Below are 24,291 nucleotides of genomic sequence, written 5' to 3' on the forward strand. Positions count from 1 at the left end.
CCCGTGAGCCCGAAGGGGAGATCGCGCAGCGACATGGGTACGATCATCGCCATATCCGCCATCCTCGTGCCGCTGCTCGTCGTGGCGGTCGTCCTCTTCTTCGTCTTCCGCCGCGACGACGCCCGCATGGGCGCGGTGAAGGAGCGGATGGCCGAGATCGGCGAGCGGGCGGCCCGCGCGCGGGCCGCGAACGCCAGGGTGGTCTCGAGCCGGACGCGCGGCACGTTCGAGGACGGCGCCATGGCGTTCGTCGATCTGCGGCTGGAGGTGCAGCCGCCGAGCGGGGCGCCGTACCTCGCGAACACGGAGTGGGAGATGAACACGAGCTCCCTGTCGATGGTCGAGTCGGGCAAGCCCGTCGCCGTCAAGATCGACGGCGAGGACCCCGGCCTCGTCTACCCCGACGTGGGCTGGGCCAAACTCTCACGCACGTACGTCGCGCGCAGCGTGACGGGCAAGAGCGAGCGCTGAGCCTCCCTCCGGAGTGAGCCTTTATCCCCCATGCGGATCATCAAACCCCAACGCATCTCCGTCCTTCAGCGCGTGTTCGAGCTGAAGCAGCAGCGCTTCCTCGCGCTCGGCCTCGCGGCCTACGTCCCGCTCGACGCGCCGGAGCTCCCGCTCCCCGAGATCTCGATGTGGCAGGAGATCCCGCGGCAGCTCGGCAAGGACGTCGCGCTCGACGAGGGGCTGCCGAAGCCGCGCGGCGAGGTCCTCGTCTTCGGTAAGGCCTTCGCCAGGGGCGGCAAGCCGCTCCCGGCGTTCCGCGCCCGGGTCCAGGTCGGCCCCGTCGACAAGACGGTGTACGTCGTCGGCAAGCGCCGCTGGGAGCGCGGCGTGCCGAGCGAGCCCGAGCCGCTGACCGAGCTCGCCCTCGGCTGGGACAAGGCGTTCGGCGGGCAGGGCTTCGCGCCGAACCCGATCGGGACGGGGCTCGCGGCCGTCGAGGAGGACGGGAAGAAGCACCATCCGCTCCCGCAGATCGAGCACCCGAAGCACCTCATCACGTCGCCGAACGACCGGCCGCCGCCCGCGGCGTTCGGCCCCCTCGACGCGACCTGGCCCGAGCGGCAGTCGAAGCTCGGGACGTACGACGCGGCGTGGCTAGAGAACGATTTCCCGGGCTTCGCGCGCGATCTCGACCCGGAGTACTTCATGGTGGCGCCGCTCGATCAGCGCCTGCCCGCCTATTTCCAGGGCGGGGAGCCGATCGCCCTGGAGCACCTCCACCCCGAGGAGGCCACGCTGACGGGCCGCGTGACCGAGCTCGCCGCGCGGTGCTTCCTGACGCGGGCCTCGCGCGAGGACGCGCTCGAGGAGGTCGCGACGCGGCTCGATACGATCGTGCTCCTGCCCAACATCCGGCGCATGATCGCGATCTTCCGCGGCGTCGCGCGCGTCGAGGAGGACGACGCGCGCGACGTGAAATGCCTGCTCGCGGCGATCGAGCGCCGCGGCGCGCCCCGGCCGGAGGCCCACTACCAGGCCGCCTTCGCGCAGCGCCTCGACAAGAAGAAGGGCCACCTCGTCGCGCTGCGCGACAGCGATCTGCTGCCCGAGGCCGATCCGGACGCCCCCGCGCTGCCGGACGAGAAATTCAGCGACATGGACGACCTCCTGCGGCGCGAGGGCGTGCTGGAGCGGCGGTCGCGCGAGCGGGCGCAGCGCGAGCTGGACAAGGCCCGCATGTCCGTACGGGTGCTCGGGCTCGATCCGGACGAGAAGGGCATCCCGCGCGAGCTGCCGCCGCCCGAGGCGCCGCCGAAGCTCGACGAGCTGCCGGAGTACATCGAGCGGGTCGAGGCCGAATCCGCCCGCATCGAGGCCGAGGCGAAGGCCAGGCAAGAGGAGGCGCTCGGGCAGGCGCGCCAGAGCCTCGCCGAGCACGGCATCGACCTCGACGCGGTCATCGAGAAGTCGCGGCAGGAAGCGGGCGGGCCGCCCAGGTTCCGCGCGGAGGAGCACATCGCCCGCATGCGCGAGACCGCCCAGGTCGGCCGCGAGCTCGGCGCGCCGATGGAGGAGCTCGAGGCCCAGATCGAGGATCCGGCCTTCCTCGCGAAGCTGCGCAAGCTCGAGGAGGCCCAGCTCCTCGGCTACCGGTCGGCAGCGCACCACATGGCGCCCGCGGCGATCCCGGAGGGGGCCGCGCAGAAGGACCTGCGCGCTCGGGTGGAGGCCGCGCTCGCGTCCGGCGCGCCGATGGCCGGCTGGGACCTCACCGGCGCGGATCTCCGCGGGCTGGATCTCTCCGGGGCCGTCCTGCGGGAGGCGCTCCTCGAGCGCGCGGACCTGCGTGAATGCGCGCTCGCCGGCGCCGACCTGTCGGGCGCCGTGCTCGCGCGCGCCAACCTGGAGGGCGCGCGCCTCGAGGGCGTCCGCCTCGAGGGCGCGAACCTCGGCGAGGTCCTCGCGCGCGGGGCCGACTTCGGCGGCGCGCTCCTCGCCAGGGCGGTCCTCCACCGCGGCGAGCTCGCGGAGGCGCGCTTCGCCCGCGCCGACCTCCGGGGCGCCGATCTGTTCGAGGCGCGCCTCTCGCGCGGCGACCTCGAGGGCGCGCTCGCGGACGAGGTGCTCTTCTACGAGTGCGACCTCGAGGGGGCGAAGCTCGATCGCGCAAGTGTCCGTAAAGCAACGTTTTTCCGCTGCCGCATGGCCGGCGCGAGCCTCGTCGAGGCCGTGCTCGAGGGCGCGGCGCTCGTCGAGACGGGCGCGGAGGGCGCCTGCTTCCGCGCCGCCCGCGCGAACAACCTGCGCCTCGTGCTCGAGTGCCGGCTCGGCGGGGCCGACTTCTCTGGCGCGGCGCTCGAGCTCGCGACGATGCGCGGCGCCTCGATGAAGGGCGCCGGGCTGGCGGGCGTCCGCGCCGACGGCTGCGACCTCAGCGAGTCGGACCTCAAGGAGGCGCGCCTCGCGGGCGCGAGCCTGAAGGGGGCGCGGCTGATGCGCGCGGACCTCGGCGACGCCGAGCTGTCGGACGCGAACCTGATGGAGGCGATGCTGCAGAACGCGCGCGTGCACGGCACATCGTTCCTGCGGGCCAACCTGTTCCGCGCGAACCTGATGGGCGCCGAGGGCGACACGCGCACGAGCTTCAAGGATGCCCACGTCGTCCGGACCTTGTTCCCGAGGCGAAAGCGATGACCAAGGACGATCTCCTCGCGCGCGTCGCGAACGCGGATCCCGTGACCGACGAGGATCTCGCGGGCGCGGACCTGCGCGGCGCCGACCTCTCCGGGGCCGTGTTCGAGCGCGTGTCGTTCCGGGGGGCGGACCTGACGGGCGCGAGGCTCCACGAGTCGGTCTTCTCCGACTGCCGGTTCGAGGGGGCGAAGCTCCCGGGGGCGCGCCTGCGGCACGGGATGTGGGACCGGTGCACGTTCCTCGCGGCCGACCTGCGCGAGGCCGACCTCGTCGCCGCGAGCCTCGTGGAGTGCGACCTGTCGCGCGCCACCCTGGACCGCGCCGATCTGACGATCGCGAGCCTCATCAAGCCGCGCCTCGAGGAGGCGAGCCTCAAGGCGGCGAACCTCGACCGCGCGGCGCTCGTCGACGCCGAGGCCGCGCGCGCGGTCTTCGAGGGCGCGCGGCTCCAGCAGACCGCGCTGCTCAAGGCCGACCTGTCGACGGCGCGGCTGCGCGGCGCGAAGCTCGAGCGGACCATGCTGATCGGGGGCAAGCTCGGCGGCCAGGACCTCTCGGGGATGGATCTCACGCTCGCGCAGCTCATGGAGGTGGACCTCACCGGCTGCGATCTCCGCGGCGCGCGGCTCTTGCAGGTGAACTGCAAGGGGGCCTCGCTCGCGGGCGCGCGCCTCGACGAGGCGAACCTCGAGCGGGCGCTCCTCGCGGAGGCGACCCTGACGAACGCGACGCTGAGGAGCGCGAAGCTCGGTCAGGCGCTCCTCGTGAAGGCGCGCCTCGACGGCGCGAGCCTCGACGGCGCGAGCGCGCAGCAGGCCATCTTCAAGAGCGCGAGCTGCGTCGGCGCGAGCTTCGCCGGCGCCGATCTGACGTACGCCGACTTCTCGTACGCGGATCTCGCGAACGCCGACTTCTCGCGCTGCACGCTGTTCCGCGCGCGGTTCCACCGCACGCGCCAGCAGGACACGCGATTCACGAACCGGTCCGCGGCGCTCGGCGACGACGAGGAGCTGAGCGAGGCGGAGCGGCGCTCGGAGAGCCGGTAGGGGTCAGGACGGAGGTACCGATGAGAGACAATCTGGCAAGGAAGCTCGCGTGGCCGATGCAGGAGGTCGCGACCGTGGTGGGGGTCTCGGGCCGCGGCCTGCGCCTCAGGTCGAGCTCGGGGGAGTTCGAGGCGCGGCGCGCCGCGAGCTGCCTGCTCGAGCCCGCCCTCGGCGACGAGGTGCTCGTCGCGCACCACGAGCGCGGCTCGCACGTGCTCGCGGTGCTGGAGCGCGACGACGAGACGGCGGCGCGGCTCTCCGTCGAGGGCGACCTCGAGATCGCCGCGTCGTCGGGCAGGCTCTCGGTGAGCGGCCGCGACGGGGTCGACGTCGTCACGCCCGGCGAGGCCGCGATCGCGGCGGGCTCCGCCCGCCTCTCGGCGGGGCGCGCCGACGCGGTGGTCGGGGTCCTCAGCGTGCTCGGCGAGAGCCTCACCGCGAAGGTCGACCGCGTGAAGACGGTGGCACAGTCGGTCGAGACGGTCGCCGAGCGCCTCGTGCAGCGGCTCGACCGGGCCTACCGCTTCATCGCGCGGTCCGAGGCGGTGCGCGCCGAGTACCTGGAGTTCGAGGCGCGGGCCGCGTTCCACGTGAAGGCGGAGACGACGCTCGTGAACAGCGGCGGGCTGACGAAGATCGACGGATCGCAGATCCACCTGGGCTGAGGAGGACGAGATGTTCGCCAACACGCAGATGATGGGCATGTCGCTCGGCGCCCCCGACGTGTGCCTCACGCCGATGCCCGCGCCGACCCCCATCCCGTACCCCAACATCGCGATGCAGCCGATGGGCATCCCGGCGGCGTACAACGTGCTGTTCATGTGCGCGCCGGCGCACAACATGGCGACCACCGTGCCGCTCACGAACGGCGACAACCCGGGCGTCGCCCTCGGCGTCGCGTCCGGCATGGTGATGGGCCCGTCGCGCCACGTCACGGCGGCGTTCACCGTGCTCGTCGGCGGCATCCCGGCCACGCGCATGACCAGCATGACGATCACGAACTCGACGAACTGCCCGGCGGTGTCGATCGTGCCGAGCCAGGTCAAGGTGCTCCTCCTGGCGCCGTGAGGGACCACAGCAAGAACCGCCTGGCGCTCATCACCGGCCGCTACGCGGCGCGGGAGCAGGAGAAGCTGGCAGGCGATCGCCGGGCGTTCGACGACGCCTTCCGCGCGGCGCGCGACGCCGTGATCCGGCCCGTGCTCGAGGAGATCGCCGCCGAGCTCCGCGCCGCCGGCCACGCCCCGCGCGTCGCCTTCGACGAGGCGCCCGAGACGCCGAGCGTCGAGCTCCTGCTCGGGATCCGCGGCGTGAGCGCCGCGCCGCGGGGCGACCTCATCGCGTTCTCGGTCATCCAGCGGCGCGCCGCGCCGGAGATCCTGGCGTACCTCGTCGTGAGGCCGCCGCCGATGGATCTGCTGCGCTTCGCGAGCGCCGCCGAGATCGCCGCCTACCAGGTCGAGCAGCTCGCGATCGACGCGATCGAGCACATCTTCGCGTGCCGATCGATCTGAGGCCGCGGGGCGGCGCCGCCCGGGGAGGGCGGCCGCGCGCGGCGCACGGTCACCGCGCGTGACGACGGCGCGTGATCACGGCGTACTGGTTCCGGGCGCCGGGTCCTTGCGGGTCAGGTAGAAGAAGTCGCGCAGGGAGCGCTTGCGGATGTACTCGTCCTCCGAGAACTCGAAGCCGCTCGCCAGCGCGACCGGCATGAGCGCGCCGCCCTCGCCGGGCTCGTAGAGCAGGAACTTCGGGTACGACCAGTTCACGTCGAGCTGCGCGACGGCCGCGGCGCCGGCGTGGCGCAGCCCGAGCGCGATCGCGGGCGCCGTCGTGTGGTTGCTGATGGCGACGAAGAGGACCTTGCCGTCGCGGTCGAGCCCGACCGCGGAGCGGCGGATCACGGTGTTGCCGTCCAGCGTGGCGCCCCAGTTGCGGACCTCGGGCGCGCGGAGGAGCGCGTGGAGCTCGCCGTCCTCGACCATGCAGCTCGGCGTCTGTCGCCACCACCGCATGCCGCCCTCGTCGGCGGCCATCCTGGGCCACGGCGCGATCTGCATCCGCCCGTCCCGGTGGAGCGCGAGGGTGCAGCCCTTGTCGCGGGGGCGCACCAGCGTCACGTCGTCGACCCGCATCCCCCACTGGCCGTGCTCGGTCATGAAGCCGCCGTTGAACGCCGCGAGCAGCCGCCCGTGGTGCGCCTCCGGGATCTTCGCGAGCCGCTCGTAGGCCTTGCCCTCGTCGGTGGTCGCCGCCGGCTCGCGCGAGCCGGCCATCAGGTGGACGTCGACCCCCGAGAGGTCCACCGCCACGATGAACAGCTCCGCCCAGGAGCGGTGCGGATCCGGGTGAAGCAGCGTCTTGTAGAGGCGCGGCGGGTCGCCCGGGCGCGCGTGATCCACGATGGGAACCCACCGCCCGTCGCCGGGCGCCGGCCAGGCCGTGTGCGAGGGGCCGACGTCCTTCGGGCGGAACGCCGACGTCACGACGGCCGGGGCGGCCGCGGCGCCCGCTGCGGCGCCCGTCGCGGCGGCGGGCGCGACGGGCTCCGGCGCCGGCTCGGACGGCACCTCCCAGTACGTCTTCGGCGGCTCGTTCCTGCGGAGGAGCTGGTGGACGCGATCCTCGACGCCGTAGGCGGTCTCCTCGAGCGCGGTCACGTTCTCGGCCCCGATCACCGAGCGCAGCCCGTTCGCGACGAGCGGGCCCATCCACGGGATGCGGTGCACCGCGACCCACAGCCCGACACCGGCGAGCGCCGAGACGGCGACGGAGCCGAGGACCCAGCGCCGCAGTCGCGGGCGGCGCTGCGGGGCGCCGGGGTCCCTGGTGGCAGAGCGCCCGGCCTGAGCCGGCGGGTTCGGGGCTTCGGCGGTTTCGGCCATGCGGTGCTGCGGTTCTGAAGGACGGAAGGAACGCGACGCGCGCGCGAGCCCGCGCGCGGGCGAGGGTGTAGCACGACGCGCAGAGCTCACGGTACCCGCTCTTGCGCTCGCGGGCCCAAAAGAACGCCGAGAGAGCACGGCGAGCGATCCATCCACGATCGCGTCCGTCTGCTGCGCGGAGCGCGATGCGCGTACGCGTACGATGCGCGTGACACGAAACGGGATGCGCGCAGCTGACGGACGCGCGGTCGCTCCTCGACTTCCTCACCATCGCGTACTAGAGTCGCGGCCTCGGACTGACCTGGCACGTGTCGCGGTGCTCGGTCGCTGTCATGCGAGCCTCGCAGCCTCCGTTCAAGGAGGCGCAGGGCGACAGCTCTCCGTGATCGATCCCTCCGCGATGGAGGGCGCGGTGCCGCGGCGCACGTCTCGACCTGTCAGGAGGCGCTCCTCCGGAGCCCGATGTCCATGCAATTTGCCGATCTCAAGCTCATCGAACCGCTGCTCCGCGCCATCGAAGCCGAGGGGTACACCGCCCCGACGCCCATCCAGCAGCAAGCCATTCCCCCCATCCTCGAGGGCAACGACGTCCTCGGGTGCGCGCAGACGGGCACCGGCAAGACGGCCGCGTTCGCGCTGCCGATCCTGCAGCGCCTCGCCCAGGGCGGCGCGCCGAGCGGCCCGCGCGCCCTCCGCGTGCTCGTGCTGACCCCGACGCGCGAGCTCGCCGCGCAGATCGGCGAGAGCTTCGTGACGTACGGCAGGAACCTCGGCCTGCGGACGGCGGTCGTCTTCGGCGGGGTGGGGCAGCGCCCGCAGATGGAGGCGCTGCGCCGCGGCGTCGACGTGCTCGTGGCCACGCCCGGCCGGCTGCTCGACCTCTGCTCGCAGGGCATCGCCCCGTTCGGCCGGCTCGAGACGCTCGTGCTCGACGAGGCCGATCGGATGCTCGACATGGGGTTCATCCACGACATCCGGCGCGTGCTCGCCATGCTGCCCGAGCGACGGCAGACGCTGCTGTTCTCGGCGACGATGCCGCCGGACATCCAGAAGCTCGCGAACAGCATCCTGCGCCGCCCGGTGCGGGTCGAGGTCGCGCCGGTGGCCACGACGGCCGAGAAGATCGAGCAGCGGGTGGTCTTCGTCGAGCGGTCCGACAAGCGCGCGATGCTGGAGCAGGTGCTCAAGGATCCGGCGCTGCGCCGCGCGATCGTGTTCACCCGGACCAAGCACGGGGCCAACCGCGTTGTCCAGCAGCTCGGCCGCGCGCGCATCGAGGCGGTCGCCATCCACGGGAACAAGTCCCAGGGCGCGCGCGAGCGGGCGCTCGCGAGCTTCAAGCAGGGGACGACGAGCGTGCTCGTCGCGACCGACATCGCCGCGCGCGGCATCGATATCGACGACATCTCGCACGTGATCAACTACGACCTCCCGAACATCCCGGAGAGCTACGTGCACCGCATCGGCCGCACGGCGCGCGCCGGGGCGTCGGGGGTGGCGCTCTCGTTCTGCGACAGCGAGGAGCGCCCGTACCTCGCCGACATCGAGCGTCTCATCCAGAAGCGCCTCCCCATCCTCGATATCCCGGGGCTCGCCGGCGCCCAGGCCGACCCCCGACCCACGCTCCAGGCGCAGGCGCAGGGTCGCCCGCAGGGGCAAGGTCGCCCCCAGGGGCAGGGTCCCCAGGAGCAGAATCGCCCGCAGGGGCAGGGTCGCCCGCAGGGGCAAGGCCGGCCCCAGCAGGGGCAGAGTCGCCCGCAGGGGCAGAGTCGCCCGCAGGGGCAGAGTCGCCCGCAGGGGCAGAGTCGCCCGCAGGCGCACGCCGGGTCCCAGGGGCAGAGTCGCCCGCAGGGGCAGGGTCGTCCGCAGCAAGGCCGACCGCAGCCGTTGCACGATGCCTCACGCGCGGATCGCTGACCCGATATCGACGATCCCGGTTGCCGCGCCGCGCTCGCCCTGAGGGGGTGTCGCGGCGCGGTGGCATCCCCCGCCGCTCACGCTCGCCGGAGGCGCGGTGGCGCGCCGGTCGAGCGCACCGCTGCATGCCGGCATCGTGCATTGCGCTCGTTCACACTTTTTTGCGTCCGTATGCGCGAATTCTGGCACGATCGCGCGATGCGTATCCCCGCCATCGTTGTAAGCCTGCTTACCGTTGTTGCGTGTGATCGCGGTGGTCCCGCGGGCGCGCCCGACGCGGGAGCTCAACCCGTCGCCGACGCCGCGCCGGCCGCATCCGCGAGCGCGCCGCCCCCGGCGAGCGCGACGGCGTCGGCCGATCCTGGCGGGGCGGTCGACGCCGGCGCTTCCGCGGCCCCGGCGGCGAGCGCGGCGGCGGCCGACGCCGGGCCGCCTGCGGCCGACGCGAGCCGCCTCTCCGTGGAGGGCCGCGCCGTCCAGGGAGGGCTCCTCCGCGCCAAGCTGACCGGCAAGCTGCGCCGCATGGCGTTCCCGGGCCACCGCGTGACCGTGAGCGACGAGGGGGAGTTCCTCATCGCGTTCTCGCGCAACGCGCCGGCGCAGGAGAAGCTGACGATCACGTTCGACGACGGACAGGTGCTCGAGAAGCTCTTCGACGTGGAGCAGCGCACGTTCGAGGTCGACAAGGTCGACAACCTGCCGGAGAACATGGTCAAGCTCGACATGGCGACGCGCGTGAAGCTCACGCAGGCCGAGAAGAAGCTCGACGCTGTCCGGAACAAGTACACGAAGAAGAGCTGTTACAAGGACGGCTTCATCTGGCCGTCGAAGGGCCCGATCACCTCGCGCTACGGCCAGCCGCGCGTGCTCAACGGCACCGACGGCGGGGTTCACTGGGGCGTGGACATCGCGGTGCCCGTCGGCGCGCCGGTGCGAGCGCCCGCCTGCGGCAAGGTCGTGTTCGTCGAGAAGAACCTTCCGCTGAGCGGTCACACCATGATCATCGATCATGGCCATGGACTGACCTCCACGTTCATCCACCTGCACGGCTTCGCCGCCAAGGTGAACGACGAGGTCAAGCAGGGTCAGGTCGTCGCCACCGTCGGGATGACCGGCCGGACGAACGGCCCGCACCTCGACTGGCGCATGAACCTCTTCGAGACGCGGATCGATCCCGAGCTCCTGGTCTCCCCGGCGAAATGATAGGCCTGCGCCCCGGTCCGCCCCGCGGCTCGTCCGCGCGGGCGGCCCCGGGGAAGGGTCCACGCCGCCCTGCGGCGGAGCCTCCGCGGTCCCCGTCGTCCACTCTGGCACGTCACCAGGAAGGTCCCCTGTGAGAACGCTCTCGCTCGCCCCGCTCCTCGCGTCGCTCGTCCTCTCGCTCGCCCCTGCCGCGGGGTGCGCGCCTGCGCCCCGCGCCGATCTCCAGCCGTCGGCGCCCCCTGCGGCGTCGCCGGCTGCACGCCCCGCAGCGCCGCCGAGCGCGCCCCCTGCGGCGTCGCCGGGGGCGGGGCTCGACCCGGAGCTCACGTCGTACACGTACCCTTATCCGGTCCGGTACTTCGACGTCGAGTCGCAGCGCCAGAAGCTCCGGATGGCGTACATGGACGTGCAGCCCGAGAAGCCGAACGGGCGCGCGGTGCTCCTCCTGCACGGCAAGAACTTCTCCGCGGCCCACTGGGAGTCCACGATCCGCGCGCTGACCGAGCGTGGCTTTCGGGTCATCGCGCCCGATCAGATCGGGTTCGGCAAATCGACGAAGCCCGCTGCGTACCAGTTCAGCTTCCACGGCCTGGCCGAGACGACGCGCGCGCTGCTCGACTCCCTCGGCGTCCAGCGCGCGGCCGTGGTCGGCCACTCGATGGGGGGCATGCTCGCCGCGCGCTTTGCCCTCATGTTCGCGGAGCGGACAGAGCGCCTCATCCTCGTCAACCCCATCGGCCTCGAGGACTGGAAGACGGTGGTCCCGTACCGCTCCATCGACGCCTGGTTCAAGCAGGAGCTCGGCGCGACGCGGGACAGCATCCGCGAGTACCAGCGCAAGAGCTACTACGACGGCGCGTGGAAGCCCGAGTATGAGCGCCTGATCGAGATCCAGGCGGGCTGGACGGAGCACCCCGAGTACCCGCGCGTCGCGTGGTGTTCGGCGCTCACGTACGACATGATCTTCACCCAGCCCGTCGTCTACGAGCTGCCGCGCCTCCGTACGCCCACGCTGCTCGTCATCGGCCTGCGGGACCGGACGGCGCTCGGCAAGGCGTGGGCGCCGAAGGAGGCCGCGGACGCGCTCGGCGACTACACGACGCTGGGCAAGAAGGCCGCGCAGGCGATCCCCGGCGCCAGGCTCGTCGAGCTCCCCGGCGTGGGTCACCTGCCGCAGATCGAGGCGTTCGAGAAATACAGGGACGCCCTGGTGAAGTTCCTGGAGCAAGCGCCCTGAGGGCGCTCCCCGGGTCGACGCGGCCGCGGCGGCAACTCGGGATCTGACGCCGGGCGAGCGCGCTGGACAGTCGGGACAACACGCCTTCTCGGCGCGCAGAGGCGCCGAGCGACGATGTCATGTGGCGGGTGGGCGCCGTCGGGGCAATGTGCCACACGAGGCGCTCTCGCTGCCGGGGCGAGGCGCCTCGACGCGGCGCACGGCTGTCCCGGGGCGCTGCTGTCGGTGCGCGCAGCGCCGCTGCGCCAGCCCAGCGCAGGCCGATGGACGACGGTTCGCCGCGATCATGGCGGCGGGCAAGAGCTCGCTGAGCTCGCCGGGCGGGCGGATCCGCTCCGCCTAGCCACTCTGCGGCATGCAGCTTGCAGCTTCACGGACCGACGAAGGCAATCAATTCAAAGCATTGATTTTGCAAGGAGTCGGTCATGAAGATCCTGTCGCCTCGAGTTCATGGATATATCGATTATGCCGTCGCGGCCCTGTTCCTCCTGGCGCCCTCGCTGTTCGGCTTCGGCGGGCTCCCCGAGACGCTGTGCTACATCCTGGGCGCCGTGCACGTCGGGATGACGCTGCTCACCGCGTATCCGCTGGGCGCCGCCAAGATCATCCCGTTCCCTGTTCATGGTGGGCTCGAGGCCGCGGTCTCCGTCTTCCTGGTCGCGGCGCCCTGGCTGTTCAACTTCGACGAGGCGGCCGCTGCGAGGAACTTCTTCGTTGTATCGGGCGTGGCCGTCGCCCTTGTCTGGCTCGTGACGGACTACCGTTCGGCCTACACGACGACCACAGCCGGCGTTCGGCCGGAACACCGGTCGTTCTCCTGACGATGGTCGTGTGAGTGATCCTCGCGAATCGGCGCGGCGGCCGGGGCAGTGCCTCGGCCGCGCGCCTTTTGTTCCATGGACTTTCGACGTGGACGTCGCTGGCGTCCGGCTGTCGTGTCGCACCGAGCGCGGCGCTCTCGTCGAGGGCGCGGCGGAGCGCGGCGCGGTCTGACCTGCTGCCGGCGAGCAGCTCGCCTGGCGCCTTGTCGCCGGGCCGCGACGGCGCCAGGATCCCACTGGCGATCTCAGCCACGGCGCGAGGCGATCCCGGTCGCCCGACCAGCCGAGCAGGCTGGTAGTACGATGGCGACCAGACTCAACCGTTCGAGCGTGCCCGCAGTGTCGCTGCAGTGTCCTCGAACGTGGCTCGCAGCGACTCGAAACGGTCGCGTGACCTGCCAGCAATCGAGGTTCATCCCTCATGCGCTTCCCCCGTTTCCGGAGGTCTATTTCCGCCAGGGCACCCACGCTCGCTGTCGCTATCGTGGATGCTCCTCCGTTCCGTACGGCAGGCCGTCCGCTCCGTACGAACACCCGTCCGCTCCCGTGGAGGAAAGCACCGCGGTCGAGGTCTTCGATGTTGCTCCGTTCCGGGCAGGGGGTTATCCAACAACTCGAGACGACTGACGGAGAGAAGAAGCCATGATGAACATGCCAATGAGCTCGATGCCGATGATGGGGAACATGATGCCGATGATGTGCGGCATGATGCCGATGGGCATGATGCCGATGATGCCCAACATGATGGGCATGATGGGCATGGGAGGCATGATGCCGATGATGCCCAGCATGATGGGCATGATGCCGAACATGATGGGCATGATGCCGAACATGATGGGCATGATGCCGAACATGATGGGCATGATGCCGAACATGATGGGCATGATGCCGAACATGATGGGCATGATGCCGAACATGATGGGCATGATGCCCGGGATGAAGATGGCGGCCTGATCCCGGACCTCCCGGCGTCGCGGCGCACGCCGGAGGTCGATGCGACCCGCGGCTCGGCCTCCGAGCCGCCAGAACTGCTACAGGCGCCTGCGCGAGACCTCTGCCTGGAGGCACCCGCGCAGGCGTCGGTCGTTTCGGCTCACGTCCCGCCCTCTTCCTGCGGCTTCGGGTGCTGATCCCGCGACACGAACACCGCCGCCGCCAGATCCCCCACCACGTTGATCACGGTCCGGCACATGTCGAGGAACCGATCCACCCCGAGCACCAGGCCGAGGCCCTCGGGCGGGATGCCGAGCATCCCCAGGATCATCGCGATGACGGGGAGCGAGCCAGCAGGGATGCCCGCGGTGCCGATCCCGCCGAGCACCGAGATGAGCATCACGATCGCCTGCTGCCCGAGGGTCAACGTGACGCCATAGACCTGCGCCAGAAAGAGCACGGTCACCCCCTCGAACAGCGCCGTCCCGTTCTGGTTCATCGCGGCGCCGGCCGTCAGGACGAAGCGCGCCACGGACGGCGGGAGCTTCAGCTCCTGCTCGGCCACCTTCAGCGAGGTCGGCAGCGTCGCGTTCGACGAGGCGGTCGAGAAAGCCGTCACGATCGCCGTCCGGCTCCCCCGGAAGAACGCGACCGGCGACATCCCGCCCAGGAAGCGCACCGAGAGCGAGTACACAACGAACATGTGCAGGCCGAGGCCGAGCAGCACCGTGAGCACGTACGCCGCGAGCTGCTGCATGATGCCGATGCCCATCCGGGACGTGATCGTGAAGAGCAGCGCCCCGACGCCGATCGCCGCGAACCGGAGCACCCCCTCGATGAGGCGCATCGAGACGTCGAACAGCCCCTGGATGCACTCGCGGAGCCGCGTCGCCGCCTCGGTCGGGGTGAGCGACAGCGCCAGGCCGAAGAGCAGCGAGAACGTGATCACGGCGAGCACGTCGCCCGCGGCCGCCGCCTTGATGACGTTGTCGGGCACCATCGCGATGATCATCCCGACCGGCGAGGTGTCGACCGGCGCGGTCGCCGCCTTGATCCCGCCGCTGCTCGCGAGGCCCCGGACCGCCTCGGGCAAGCCCGCGCCCGGGCGGATCAGGTTCACGAGGACGAGGCCGATCAGCACCGCGATGGTCGAGACCACGGCCGTGTAGCCCAGCGTCCGCAGGCCGAGCCGGCCGACGTGCTTCAGATCGAGCTCGCAGACGCCCATGACGAGCGCCGAGAACAGGATCGGCAGCACGAGCATGAACAGCAGGCGCAGGAAGATCTGGCCCACCGGGTAGGTGACGTGATCGACGAACCAGCCGAGCGCCGGAGAGCCCGCCGCGACCGCGTTCGCCGTCAGACCGCCCGCTGCCCCGACAACGACCCCGAGCAGCATCGTTCGATGCGATGACATGCCGCCACCTTACACAAGCCGCGGCGCCGTGAGCCGCCGAGTTCGCCCTTGCCGCCCGCGCCGCCGCGCGCTGTTTCCCGGGCGCACCCCGGCCGCGGCGCGCCGGACCGGGCCTCCAGGCTGCCTGTCCAGGCGCGCGCGGATCCATTACGCTCGCCGCCGGGCATGCTGAAGCCGGGCGATTCGTTCGAGCGGTACACGATCGAGGCACCGATCGGGCAGGGGGGGATGGGCTGCGTCTACCGGGCGCACGACGCGCGGCTCGGCCGGCGCGTCGCCATCAAGGTGATCGCGGGCGGCGCCGTGGATCCGGACGCGGCCGCGCGCCTCCTGCGCGAGGCGCGCGCGGCCGCCGCGCTCGACCACCCGAACGCCGTCGCGATCTTCGACGTCGGCGAGATCGAGGGGACGCCGTTCATCGTGATGGAGCTCGTCGCCGGTCGCACCCTGCGCAGCGCGGTCGGCGGCGCCGGGGTGCCGGCCTCGATCCGGGTCGCCTGGCTCGCCGACGTGGGCCGCGCGCTCGCCGCCGCGCACCGGCGGGGGCTCGTCCACCGGGACATCAAGCCGGAAAACGTGATGGTCCGCGACGACGGCGTCATCAAGGTGCTCGATTTCGGCATCGCCCGTCGCGCCGCCGGCGACGCCGATCCGAGCGCCGCCACCGAGGGCCCGGCGCTGCCGACGCTGACCGCGCTCGGCGTCAAGCTCGGGACGCCCGTCTACATGGCCCCGGAGCAGATCCGCGGCGGGGAGCTCGACGGCCGCGCGGACCAGTTCGCGTGGGGCGTGCTCGCGTTCGAGCTCCTCACCGGCAGGCTGCCCTGGCGCGGCGCCGGCGACATGCTCGCCGTGGTCGCCTCGATCCTCACGGACGAGGCCGATCGCGCGCTGCTCGACGCCGCCGCCGTGCCGCCCGCGGTGAGCGCGGTCGTGCTGCGCGCGCTGTCGAAGCGCCCCGAGGACAGGTTCGCGTCGATGGACGACCTCGTGCGCGCGCTCGACGCGGCCGGGCGGGGGGAGGCGCCGGCCGCCGCGGCGGTCGCGCCGCCCGCGCAGGCGCCCGTCGAGAAGGGGAGCGGGGCGCCGCGCGGCGGCGAGACGGAGGCGCAGCGGTTCTCGACGGACGAGGTCCGCGACGTCCTCGCCCGCGCGATCGAGCGCCAAGCCTCGGCCGACGGCGCGCAGCCGCGGGCGCCGCGCGCCGACGCGCGCCTCGGCTTCGACGACCTGCTCGCCGCGGCGGAAGAGGTGGGGGTCGCTCCGGAGGCGCTGCGCGAGGCGAGCCGCGCGCTGCGGTCGCGCGACGACGAGCGGAAGGCCGTCGAGGCGACCGCCGCGGAGCGCGCCTCGTGGCTCCGCCGCAAGCGCCGCAATTTCTACCGGCACCTCGGCATCTACCTGATCGTCAACGCGGCGCTCGTGGTGCTCGGAGCGCTGTTCGGCGTGGTGCTGTGGGCCGCGATGGTCCCGCTGCTCTGGGCCATCGGCCTGGGCATCCACGGGCTCGTCGCGTTCACCGCGCACGAGGACGACTGGGCGGAGGAGGCCGAGCGCATGCGCTGGTGGCGCGAGCACCACCAACGCATGCACGAGGTGGCCATGGCGCGGGCGATCGGCGGCGCGCGCCCCGCGGCTGCGCTGCGCCAGCGCGTCGGCGTGGCGGACCGGGATCAGCGGGGCAGGGTGCGCGTCGCGACGGACACGGCGCATCCCGGCGCGGAACAGGCGGAACAGGCGGAACAGGCGGAACAGGCGGAAGATGAGGCGGCGGTCGCGGTGAGCAGGGCGCAGCGCCGCCGGCGCTGATCCGGGCGCCGCGGGTTGCCTGCGCGCCGGGCGCGGCGCCGCGCCGGCGTGCGCTAAGCTCGCCGCGCCCGCGCAGCTGACAACGCGCAGATTGCCGCATCCGGAGGCTGTCATGTCCAAGATGAACCTCATCGCCCGCTCGATTGCCCCGCTCCAGGTCCTTCCGTCCTTCCTTCGCTCCCGCGCGCAGACCGCGCTGTTCCAGCGCATGGTGCCGTTCACGGGCACGGCCGGTATCCAGTTCGACGAGGTGACCTCGGAGCGGGTGGCGCTGCGGCTCGCCAACGGGCGCAAGATCCAGAACCACATCGGCGGCGTGCACGCCGCTGCGGCGGGGCTCCTGGCCGAGACGGCGACCGGCTTCGTCGTCGCCGTCAACCTACCCGACGACAAGCTGCCGCTCCTGCGCAGCATGAAGGTCGATTACAAGCGCCGCGCCCAGGGGGGCCTGCGCGCCGTCGCGACGCTCTCGCCCGAGCAGCGGAAGTCGTTCGAGGATCAGCCGAAGGGCGATGTGACCGTTCCCGTCACCGTGACGGATGAGAGCGGCGCGTCGCCGATGGAGTGCGAGTTCGTGTGGGCGTGGGTGACCAAGGGGCGGTGACGCCGCCATGGCGTCAAGCGAGGTCGATGGACGCTCGGGCGCCCCTCGCCGCGCAGCTCGCGCCGAGCCTGGGCCCGCGGGGCCGCGGCGTGTGGCCCGAAATGTCAGGAGAGCGTCAGGATCTCGCAGCCGTCCCGCGTGACCAGCACGGTGTGCTCGAACTGCGCCGAGAGGCTGCCGTCCTCCGTGACGATGGTCCACCCGTCGGCGAGCGTGCGGATGCGGTTCGAGCCCAGGTTGACCATCGGCTCGATCGTGATGGCCATCCCGGCGCGGAGCCGCATGCCAGCGCCGCGCACGCCGGTGTGCGCGACGTGCGGCGGCAGGTGCATCCGGCGCCCGATCCCGTGCCCGCCCACCTCGCGGACGACGCTGCACCCCTCCGCCCGCGCGACCTCCTCGATCGCCGCGCCGATGTCGCCGAGCCGCGCCCCGTCGCGCACGACCGCGACGCCCGCGTCCCGGCAGCGCCGCGCGACGTCCACCACGTGCCGCGCCTCGGCGCTCGGCTCTCCGATGAAGAACATCGCCGAGGTGTCGCCGTGGTAGCCGCCGAGCTCCGTCGTCACGTCGACGTTGAGGATGTCGCCCGGCACGAGCACCTCGTCGCGCCGCGGGATCCCGTGGCATACGACGTGGTTCCGGCTCGTGCACACCGCGGCCGGGAAGCCCTTGTATCCGAGCTGACTCGGGCGGCCGCCTCGCTGCGCGGTGTCCTCGCGCACCCACATGTCGATGTCCGCCGTCGTCACGAAGGGCTGGAGCCGCGCCCCGACGGCCGCCAGCGTCGCCGCGGCCGCGCGCCCCGCGCGCCGCATCGCCTCGCACGCGCGAGGCCCGAGGATCTCCACGTTCATGCGAGGCGTATGCGCGCGCGGCGCCCGGCGATCCAATACCGTTTTGATCTCGGGCGCTCTCCGCGGCTCCTCACCCGGGCGCCGTTCGCGGTACCATCGTCCGCGTGAGCCTGTCTCAGATCCGTTACTTCATCGCCGTCGCCGAGGAGGGGCACGTGGGCCGCGCCGCGCGCCGGCTCCACATCGCGCAGCCGCCCCTCAGCCGGCAGATCCGCGGCCTCGAGGACGAGCTCGGCGCGCAGCTCTTCGAGCGCACCGCGCGCGGCATGCGCCTCCTGCCGGCCGGCGCGGCGTTCCTCGACCACGCCCGCACCATCGTCGCGCAGGTCGACGCGGCCGTCGCCGACCTCCGCAGCTACGTCGCCGCGCCTCCCGGGCAGGCACGGGCCGGCGCCGCGCCTCCGCGGGACGATCTCGACGCCGGCCGCCGCCGGGGCGTCGACCTGGGCTAGGCTGCCGCCGGTGGAGCCACGGGAGCGGCATGGGCTACGACGCTGAGCTCGCGTTGGCCGTCGAGGCCGCGCGCCGCGCCGGCGCGATCCTCCGCGCGGAGTTCCACCGTCCGGGCGGCCCGCGCGGGGCCGGGACGCACGCGGACGTCGACGTGGAGGTCGAGGTCCTGCTGCGCGACGCGCTCACCCGGGCCACCCCGTATGCGTTCCTCGGCGAGGAGACCGGCGCCCGGGACGGCGCTGACCCGTCGCACCGCTGGATCGTGGACCCGAACGACGGCACCGCGTCCTTCCTGCACGGCTACCGCGGCGCTTCCGTGTCGATCGGTCTCCTGCGCGAGGGCACGCCGGTGCTCGGCGTCGTCTTCGCGTACGCCTACCCCGACGACGACGGCGATCTCATCGCGTGGGCCGAGGGCACCGGCCCGATCCGGCGCAACGGCGCCGCCGTCTCGGCCTCGCTCGCCGGCGGCGCGCTCGATCGCTACGCCGTCGTGCTTCTCTCGCAGTCGGCGGACTACCTCCCGGCCCGCAATGCCCGGTGCGTCGCCCCGGCGCGGTTCCTCTCGCTCCCGAGCCTCGCCTACCGGCTCGCGCTGGCGGCGGTCGGCGAGGGCGTCGCCGCGGTCTCGCTGAGCCGGCCGCAGAGCTGGGACTACGCGGCCGGGCACGCGCTCGTGCGCGCCGCGGGCGGCGAGCTCGTCGACGACGACGGCGCGCCGATCGCATACACCGCGCAGCGCGAGGGCGAGATCTGCCGCCTCTTCGGCGGCGCCCCCGCGGTCGTGCGGGAGCTCGCGCGGCGCCCGTGGAACGCCGTCATCCACGGCCGCATCCCGGCGCCGCAGGGCGCGTACGGCCTCCTGCGCCCCGCGCGCAGCCTGCTCGTCGCCGATCCCGGCGCGCTCTCCCGCGCGCAGGGCTGCCTGCTCGGCCAGCTCGCGGGCGACGCGCTCGGCGCGCTCGTCGAGTTCCGGACCGCGGAGGAGATCGCGCCGCTCTACCCGGGCGGCGTCGACGATCTCGCCGACGGCGGCACGTGGGACACGCTGGCCGGACAGCCGACCGACGACTCCGAGATGGCGCTCATGCTGGCGCGGTCGATCGTCCGCAAGCGCGGCTTCGTCGCCGAGGCGGCGCTCGACGCGTACGTGCACTGGTACGGCTCCCGCCCGTTCGACATCGGCGGCACCACGGCGGCCGCGCTCTCCGCCGCCGCGGCCGCGCCGGCCGAGGTGCGCCGCGAGCGCGCCCGGGCGGCCGCGAACCTGGCCAGCGAGGCGAACGGCTCCGTCATGCGCGCGGCGCCGCTCGGCATCCTCGGCGCGGGCCGCCCGCGGGAGGCCGCCGCGTGGGCGCGCGACGACAGCGCGCTCACGCACCCCCACCCGGTCTGCTGCGCCGCGTCCGCCGCGTTCGTCGCGGCCATCGCAGCGGCGGTGGGCGGCGCGGGCGTCGAGGACGCGTGGGAGGCCGCCCGCGCGGAGGCGGAGCGGAGCGGCGAGCGCGTGGTCCTCGCCGCGCTGGAGGCCGCGCGCCGCGCGCCGCCCCGGAGCTACTCCCACCAGGCCGGCTGGGTCCTCATCGCCCTTCAGAACGCGTTCTATCAGCTCCTCCACGCGCCCTCGCTCGAGCGGGGGCTCGTCGAGACGGTGATGGCCGGCGGCGACACCGACACCAACGCCGCGATCGCCGGCGCGCTCCTCGGCGCGGCGCGCGGCCGGGCCGCGGTCCCGGACCGCTATCGCCGCCTCGTGCTCTCCTGCCGCCCGCTGCCCGAGGCGGGCGCGAAGCGCGCGCGCCCGCCCGAGCTCTGGCCGGTCGACGCGATGCTCCTGGCCGAGGCGCTGCTCGCCGCCGGGCGCTGAGCGCGCCCTCCGCCGCTCTCAGCCTCCGGTCGGGCGCTCCAGGTGCCCGCCGAACTTGTGGCGCATCGCGGAGAGGACCTTCTCGGCGAAGGTATGGTCGTGGCGCGAGCGGAAGCGCGCGTAGAGCGCCGAGGAGAGCACCTCCGCGGGCACCGCCTCCTCGATCGCCGCCATCACGGTCCAGCGGCCCTCCCCGGAGTCCTGCACGAAGCCGCTGTACCCGCCGAGGTCCGGGCTCTCCGTGAGGGCGATCGCCGTGAGATCGAGCAGCCACGAGCCCACCACGCTGCCGCGCCGCCACACCTCGGCGATCTCGCCGAGGTCGAGGTCGTACCGGTGCTCCTCGGGCAGCCGCGGGGTGGCCGCGTTCTTCAGGATGTCGAACCCCTCGGCGTACGCCTGCATGAGGCCGTACTCGATCCCGTTGTGGACCATCTTCACGAAGTGGCCGGCGCCCACCGGGCCGCAGTGCAGAAAGCCCTCCTCCGACGTGCCCTGCGCCTCGCGCCGGCCCGGCGTGCGCTGGATGTCCCCCGTCCCCGGCGCGAGGGTCCGCAGGATGGGCAGCACCAGGGAGAACGTCTCGGGGGCGCCGCCGACCATGAGGCAGTAGCCGCGATCGATCCCCCACACGCCGCCGCTCGTCCCCACGTCCACGTAGCGGACGCCCCTCGGGGCGAGCTCCCTGGCGCGGCGGACGTCGTCCTTGAAGTAGGTGTTGCCGCCGTCGATGATCACGTCGCCGGGGGCGAGCAGCTCGCCGAGCTCCTGGACGACGCGCTCGGTCGGGGCGCCCGCGGGGAGCATGACCCAGACGACGCGCGTCGGCGCGAGCTTCTCCACCGCGTCGCCCAGGGAGGAGGCCGCCTCCGCGCCCTCCGCGGCGAGCTGCTTCACGTTCTCCTGGTTCAGATCGAACGCCACGACCTCGTGGCCGCCGCGCATGAGCCGGCGCGCCATGTTGGCGCCCATCCTGCCGAGTCCGATCATTGCGAGCTTCATGTCTCACGCTCCTGTCTGCGATCGCGGGCGTACCACGGGGGCGCGCCCCCGTGCCCGGGCGCCCTCCCAGGGGAGGTCACCGCGGCCTCTGTCGGATGGCGCCCATCGCGTGCTCGAGCGCGCTCTTCAGGGTGCTGAACACAGGGATCCCGTCGAGGCTGCCGCCGGCGTCCAGGATGCGCCGGACCATCCCGGCCGGGACGCCCGAGACGATGCACTGGCTGCCGAGCAGCCTCGTCGCCGCGAAGAGCCGGAGGAGGTGCTCGATGGTGGACGCGTCGGCCGCCTGCGCGCCGGTGAGGTCCACGATCATGAAGCGGGCGCTGTGCGCCACGATCGCGGCGAGGACCTCTTCCATCATGCGGGCCGCGCGCGCGCCGTCGACCGTGCCGATCACGGGCAGCGTGAGCACGCTGTCCCACACCTGGATGATCGGCGTCGACATCTCGAGCATCGCCTCGTGCTGCGCGCGGACCCGATCGAGCTGCACGCGCAGCTCGATCTGCACGCGCTCGAGCTCCTCGTTCTGCTCGCGGAGCTGCGCGCTCGCGGCGGCGAGGTCGAGCGAGTTCTTGAGCATCGTGTAGGTGGCCCCGACGTACAGCGCGTAGGTCGTCGCGCTCGCGAGCGCCTTCCGGTCGACCTGGCGCTGATCCTCCAGCGCGAAGAGCATCGTGCCGATGGTCTTCTTGTAGACCTGGATCGGCACGTGGAACACGACGTCCGGGTCCTCCGCCAGGAGCCACGCGCGCGCGAGGTCCGCCTGCCGCGCCTCGGTCCAGGGGCCCTTGAACCACGCGGCGCGCTGCGCTTCCAGCGCCGCGACCATCCAGGCGTCCACCACGACGCCGCCGCCGCCCTCCGGTGCGCCGTACTCGAAGGTGCCGTGCTCGTACCTCGCCGCGATCCGGGCGCCGCCGCCCTCGTTGCCGAGCACGACGCAGAGCCGCTGGGACGGGACGATCCATCGCGCGCTCGAGCAGACCTCTTCCCACAGCGATCGCAGGTCCGACTGGTTCGCGAGCTTGAGGAGGATCTCGTTCAGGACGCCGAGGACGATCCACCCGCCGCCTCCGCCCTCGGAGGGCTGGCCAGACTCTGGCATCGACATCAGCGATCGGGGTCGAGCGCGAGGCCCGCGGCGTCGGTCCGTGACGCGATGTGCTGCGAGGAGGCCGCCCTCATGACGGTCTCCCGGATCGCTTCCTCGCGGAGCCCTGCCTCGCCGGAGCGAGCGACGGGCTCAGGACCAGATCGAATCTCGGCACGGTGTACACTCCTCGCGCTCGGCGCGCGGCGCATCTTACCCCGCAACCCGCTCGCGGTGGGAGGTCTCTCGCCTGCCGCGCGCCGTGGTCGCGCCGCGCGCCGCGTCGCGTCGCGCCCCCTGAGGTCCCTCGCGCTGATCCGGGGCATCGGGCCGCGTCGTTCGTCGCCCGTGTCACGCCCGCGCCGCGGCGGCCGTGTCGCGGCGGTCCGCCTGCCGAGGGCGCGCTCGCCCTGGGCGGCCTGGGGCCGCGTCACGCGGCCGCCATCGGGCGGCCCGCGCGGCGTCGCTGCGTGCTACCGCTAGGGGATGAAGATCAAGGCGCGTGACGGCAAGATCTATGAAGTTGCCTCTGCTCCGCCCGGCGGGAGCCACGAGGTGCGGCTCGACGGCAAGGTGATCGGCTCGTTCGTGCTCCTGCCCGACGAGACGCAGGTCACCGTGAAGAGCAAGCCCGCCACCGACGCGCTCCTCGTGGACATCGCCGATCGGTTCGTGGCCGAGGGCGGCGCGCCCATGGGGATCAGCTAGCCCGGCGCTCCGCTCCGAGCGCCCCGCGGCGCCGGCGTGGTGCTGCCGCGCGCCCCGGTGGCCCCGCGTCGTTTCCGAGACGACTCCGCAGGCCTGTCCGGAACTCATGAATGACGTCGCCCCGTTGCTCTGCAGCGGAAGTCGCGCGCAATCCCGCGCGCCGCGCTCCGGCGTCCTCTGCATGGGTCCTTCATGGCAACGACATTCCGGAACCTGTGGCACCTGGGCTTCGTGAACCTGGTTCGCGCCCGGGCGCCCGCGAACATCTCCGTCCACCCCGAGGTGCCGCTCGCTGTCGAGCCGCAGCGCGCGGACATGGTGCTGCTGCGGAAAGAGGGGGTGCCGGGCGGGGGAGGTGACGCCCGGGTGCTACGCGGCCTCTGGCCTCTGCTCGGAACGGACACGGTGCTCGAGTTCAAGAGCCCTGCGCCGTCCGCGTTCCGGCGCGGCGATCTGCTGCGCCTGTGGGGTTACGGCGTGCAGTACCACGTGGCTCAGATCGAGCGGCTGTCCGGCTACCGCGCGCTCACGCTGGTCCTTGTCGTCGCGAGCATCACGCGCACGCTGCTGCAGGAGCCGGCTGAAATGGACTGGACGCTGGTGCGCCTGGGCGGAGGTTATCGGCGGATCGACGGCGCGGTGTACGCGACCTATCTTGTCGTCACCGACGAGGTGGCGGAGGCGGAGCAGGACGACTTCTTGAGGATCTTCAGCCATCGCCCGGTGCTCAGCCCGGAAGCGCGGCGGTGGCTGCAGCAGTGGGTGAGGCCGGAGGAGGGTGCGATGCAGGATGTGAAGGAACTGGAAGGCTACGACGAGATGCTGCAGAAGCTGCTCGACTCGCTGCCAGCCGAGCGGCGGCTGGCCGGGCTCGCGCCCGAGGAGCGGCTGGCCGGGCTGCCACCCGCGCATCAACTGCTGGCCCTGTCCGATGACGTGCTGCGCGGTTTCGCGGACGAGTACCTGCGCTCGCTCCCCGCCGAGGTGCAGGACGCGATCCGGCGCCGCATCGGCCGGCCGTAAGTGCGCGGCGCCGGCCGATATCGCCGGGGCTACACGTAGGTTTCGATACGATACCGCAACCTGCCTCGGTTCAACGGCACGCTGCGAGGTCACGTCGCATCCTGCCCGGACCGCATCGAATCACCCCGACGCGCTGACGTCGAACCGCTCATCCGGGCGCGCTTCTCCTCGGCGCGGCGGGGTCGGCGCGAGCGGGGCACGACGCCGCGATCAGACCCCTGGCGACTCTCTGGCCCCCTTGACGGCGCGCGGCCGCATGGCGTGCCGCTTGCTCT

At 72.7% G+C, this 24,291-nt stretch carries 22 protein-coding genes; 17 read left to right on the forward strand and 5 right to left on the reverse strand.

The genetic code is table 11. From position 1 onward, the window contains the following. Positions 1-33 precede the first annotated feature (33 nt). From WMF24_RS18505 to WMF24_RS18530, 6 genes are read left to right on the forward strand one after another with little or no spacing between them, the layout of a single operon-like run. The gene (locus WMF24_RS18505; protein ID WP_437737751.1) at positions 34-471 is read left to right on the forward strand and encodes a hypothetical protein; all 438 of its coding nucleotides are present in this window, start codon (positions 34-36) and stop codon (positions 469-471) included. Positions 472-501: 30 nt separating this feature from the next. Continuing rightward, the gene (locus WMF24_RS18510; protein WP_437737752.1) at positions 502-3,144 is read left to right on the forward strand and encodes a DUF2169 family type VI secretion system accessory protein; all 2,643 of its coding nucleotides are present in this window, start codon (positions 502-504) and stop codon (positions 3,142-3,144) included. Then, entirely contained in the window at positions 3,141-4,190 is a 1,050-nt protein-coding gene (locus WMF24_RS18515) for a pentapeptide repeat-containing protein (protein WP_437737753.1), read from the forward strand. The genes WMF24_RS18510 and WMF24_RS18515 overlap by 4 nt, the downstream gene beginning before the upstream one ends. A 20-nt stretch (positions 4,191-4,210) precedes the next feature. Beyond that, positions 4,211-4,855 carry a DUF3540 domain-containing protein gene (locus WMF24_RS18520; protein ID WP_437737754.1) on the forward strand — a complete coding sequence of 215 codons (645 nt, stop codon included), beginning with the start codon at positions 4,211-4,213 and terminating at the stop codon, positions 4,853-4,855. 10 nt (positions 4,856-4,865) lie between these two features. Next, positions 4,866-5,258 carry a DUF4150 domain-containing protein gene (locus WMF24_RS18525; RefSeq protein WP_061607782.1) on the forward strand — a complete coding sequence of 131 codons (393 nt, stop codon included), beginning with the start codon at positions 4,866-4,868 and terminating at the stop codon, positions 5,256-5,258. Next, the gene (locus WMF24_RS18530; protein ID WP_437737755.1) at positions 5,255-5,704 is read left to right on the forward strand and encodes a hypothetical protein; all 450 of its coding nucleotides are present in this window, start codon (positions 5,255-5,257) and stop codon (positions 5,702-5,704) included. The genes WMF24_RS18525 and WMF24_RS18530 overlap by 4 nt, the downstream gene beginning before the upstream one ends. Before the next feature lie 75 nt (positions 5,705-5,779). Here the strand turns inward: WMF24_RS18530 and WMF24_RS18535 are convergent, their stop codons facing one another. Beyond that, complete coding sequence (locus WMF24_RS18535) at positions 5,780-7,075, reverse strand: phosphodiester glycosidase family protein (protein WP_437737756.1); 1,296 nt, start codon at positions 7,073-7,075, stop codon at positions 5,780-5,782. 468 nt (positions 7,076-7,543) lie between these two features. On the opposite strand from WMF24_RS18535, the gene WMF24_RS18540 reads away from it, so the two are divergent. The 5 genes from WMF24_RS18540 (at position 7,544) to WMF24_RS18560 (ending at position 13,207) form a co-directional block, all read left to right on the forward strand. After that, positions 7,544-8,992 carry a DEAD/DEAH box helicase gene (locus WMF24_RS18540; RefSeq protein WP_437738820.1) on the forward strand — a complete coding sequence of 483 codons (1,449 nt, stop codon included), beginning with the start codon at positions 7,544-7,546 and terminating at the stop codon, positions 8,990-8,992. Positions 8,993-9,190: 198 nt separating this feature from the next. Beyond that, positions 9,191-10,195 (forward strand): M23 family metallopeptidase, encoded by a 1,005-nt coding sequence (locus tag WMF24_RS18545; protein ID WP_437737757.1) that lies wholly within the window; start codon positions 9,191-9,193, stop codon positions 10,193-10,195. A 130-nt stretch (positions 10,196-10,325) separates the two neighbouring features. Beyond that, complete coding sequence (locus WMF24_RS18550) at positions 10,326-11,432, forward strand: alpha/beta fold hydrolase (RefSeq protein ID WP_437737758.1); 1,107 nt, start codon at positions 10,326-10,328, stop codon at positions 11,430-11,432. A gap of 425 nt (positions 11,433-11,857) precedes the next feature. After that, complete coding sequence (locus tag WMF24_RS18555; RefSeq protein WP_437737759.1) at positions 11,858-12,253, forward strand: SPW repeat domain-containing protein; 396 nt, start codon at positions 11,858-11,860, stop codon at positions 12,251-12,253. A gap of 642 nt (positions 12,254-12,895) precedes the next feature. Further along, complete coding sequence (locus tag WMF24_RS18560; protein ID WP_437737760.1) at positions 12,896-13,207, forward strand: hypothetical protein; 312 nt, start codon at positions 12,896-12,898, stop codon at positions 13,205-13,207. 139 nt (positions 13,208-13,346) lie between these two features. On the opposite strand, the gene WMF24_RS18565 is transcribed toward WMF24_RS18560, so the two are convergent. Continuing rightward, on the reverse strand, positions 13,347-14,603 hold the full coding sequence (locus tag WMF24_RS18565; protein ID WP_437737761.1) for a dicarboxylate/amino acid:cation symporter: 1,257 nt from the start codon (positions 14,601-14,603) through the stop codon (positions 13,347-13,349). Between the two features lie 48 nt (positions 14,604-14,651). Between WMF24_RS18565 and WMF24_RS18570 the strand changes: the two genes are divergently transcribed. Together WMF24_RS18570 and WMF24_RS18575 are read left to right on the forward strand one after the other, a co-directional pair. Continuing rightward, the gene (locus WMF24_RS18570; RefSeq protein WP_437737762.1) at positions 14,652-16,412 is read left to right on the forward strand and encodes a protein kinase domain-containing protein; all 1,761 of its coding nucleotides are present in this window, start codon (positions 14,652-14,654) and stop codon (positions 16,410-16,412) included. Between the two features lie 112 nt (positions 16,413-16,524). Then, on the forward strand, positions 16,525-17,016 hold the full coding sequence (locus WMF24_RS18575; protein WP_437737763.1) for a hotdog fold domain-containing protein: 492 nt from the start codon (positions 16,525-16,527) through the stop codon (positions 17,014-17,016). A 104-nt stretch (positions 17,017-17,120) separates the two neighbouring features. On the opposite strand, the gene map is transcribed toward WMF24_RS18575, so the two are convergent. Continuing rightward, positions 17,121-17,873 (reverse strand): type I methionyl aminopeptidase, encoded by a 753-nt coding sequence (gene map / locus WMF24_RS18580; RefSeq protein WP_437737764.1) that lies wholly within the window; start codon positions 17,871-17,873, stop codon positions 17,121-17,123. A gap of 104 nt (positions 17,874-17,977) precedes the next feature. Here map and WMF24_RS18585 point away from each other — a divergent pair, with 104 nt between their 5' ends. Together WMF24_RS18585 and WMF24_RS18590 are read left to right on the forward strand one after the other, a co-directional pair. Then, positions 17,978-18,325 (forward strand): LysR family transcriptional regulator, encoded by a 348-nt coding sequence (locus WMF24_RS18585; protein WP_437737765.1) that lies wholly within the window; start codon positions 17,978-17,980, stop codon positions 18,323-18,325. Positions 18,326-18,354: 29 nt separating this feature from the next. Continuing rightward, a complete protein-coding gene (locus tag WMF24_RS18590; protein WP_437737766.1) occupies positions 18,355-20,193 on the forward strand; it encodes an inositol monophosphatase family protein in 1,839 nt (612 codons plus the stop codon). 18 nt (positions 20,194-20,211) lie between these two features. Here the strand turns inward: WMF24_RS18590 and gnd are convergent, their stop codons facing one another. After that, positions 20,212-21,195 (reverse strand): phosphogluconate dehydrogenase (NAD(+)-dependent, decarboxylating), encoded by a 984-nt coding sequence (gene gnd / locus WMF24_RS18595; RefSeq protein WP_437737767.1) that lies wholly within the window; start codon positions 21,193-21,195, stop codon positions 20,212-20,214. 76 nt (positions 21,196-21,271) lie between these two features. Next, on the reverse strand, positions 21,272-22,306 hold the full coding sequence (locus WMF24_RS18600; protein WP_437737768.1) for an STAS domain-containing protein: 1,035 nt from the start codon (positions 22,304-22,306) through the stop codon (positions 21,272-21,274). 465 nt (positions 22,307-22,771) lie between these two features. Here WMF24_RS18600 and WMF24_RS18605 point away from each other — a divergent pair, with 465 nt between their 5' ends. Together WMF24_RS18605 and WMF24_RS18610 are read left to right on the forward strand one after the other, a co-directional pair. Beyond that, positions 22,772-22,993, forward strand: a complete 222-nt coding sequence (locus WMF24_RS18605; RefSeq protein ID WP_437737769.1) for a hypothetical protein — start codon at positions 22,772-22,774, stop codon at positions 22,991-22,993. A gap of 192 nt (positions 22,994-23,185) precedes the next feature. Further along, complete coding sequence (locus WMF24_RS18610) at positions 23,186-24,016, forward strand: hypothetical protein (RefSeq protein ID WP_437737770.1); 831 nt, start codon at positions 23,186-23,188, stop codon at positions 24,014-24,016. Positions 24,017-24,291: the final 275 nt, after the last annotated feature.

Source organism: Sorangium sp. So ce1335 (assembly GCF_051521615.1).
In the GTDB taxonomy this organism is placed as follows: Bacteria; Myxococcota_A; Polyangia; order Polyangiales; family Polyangiaceae; genus Sorangium.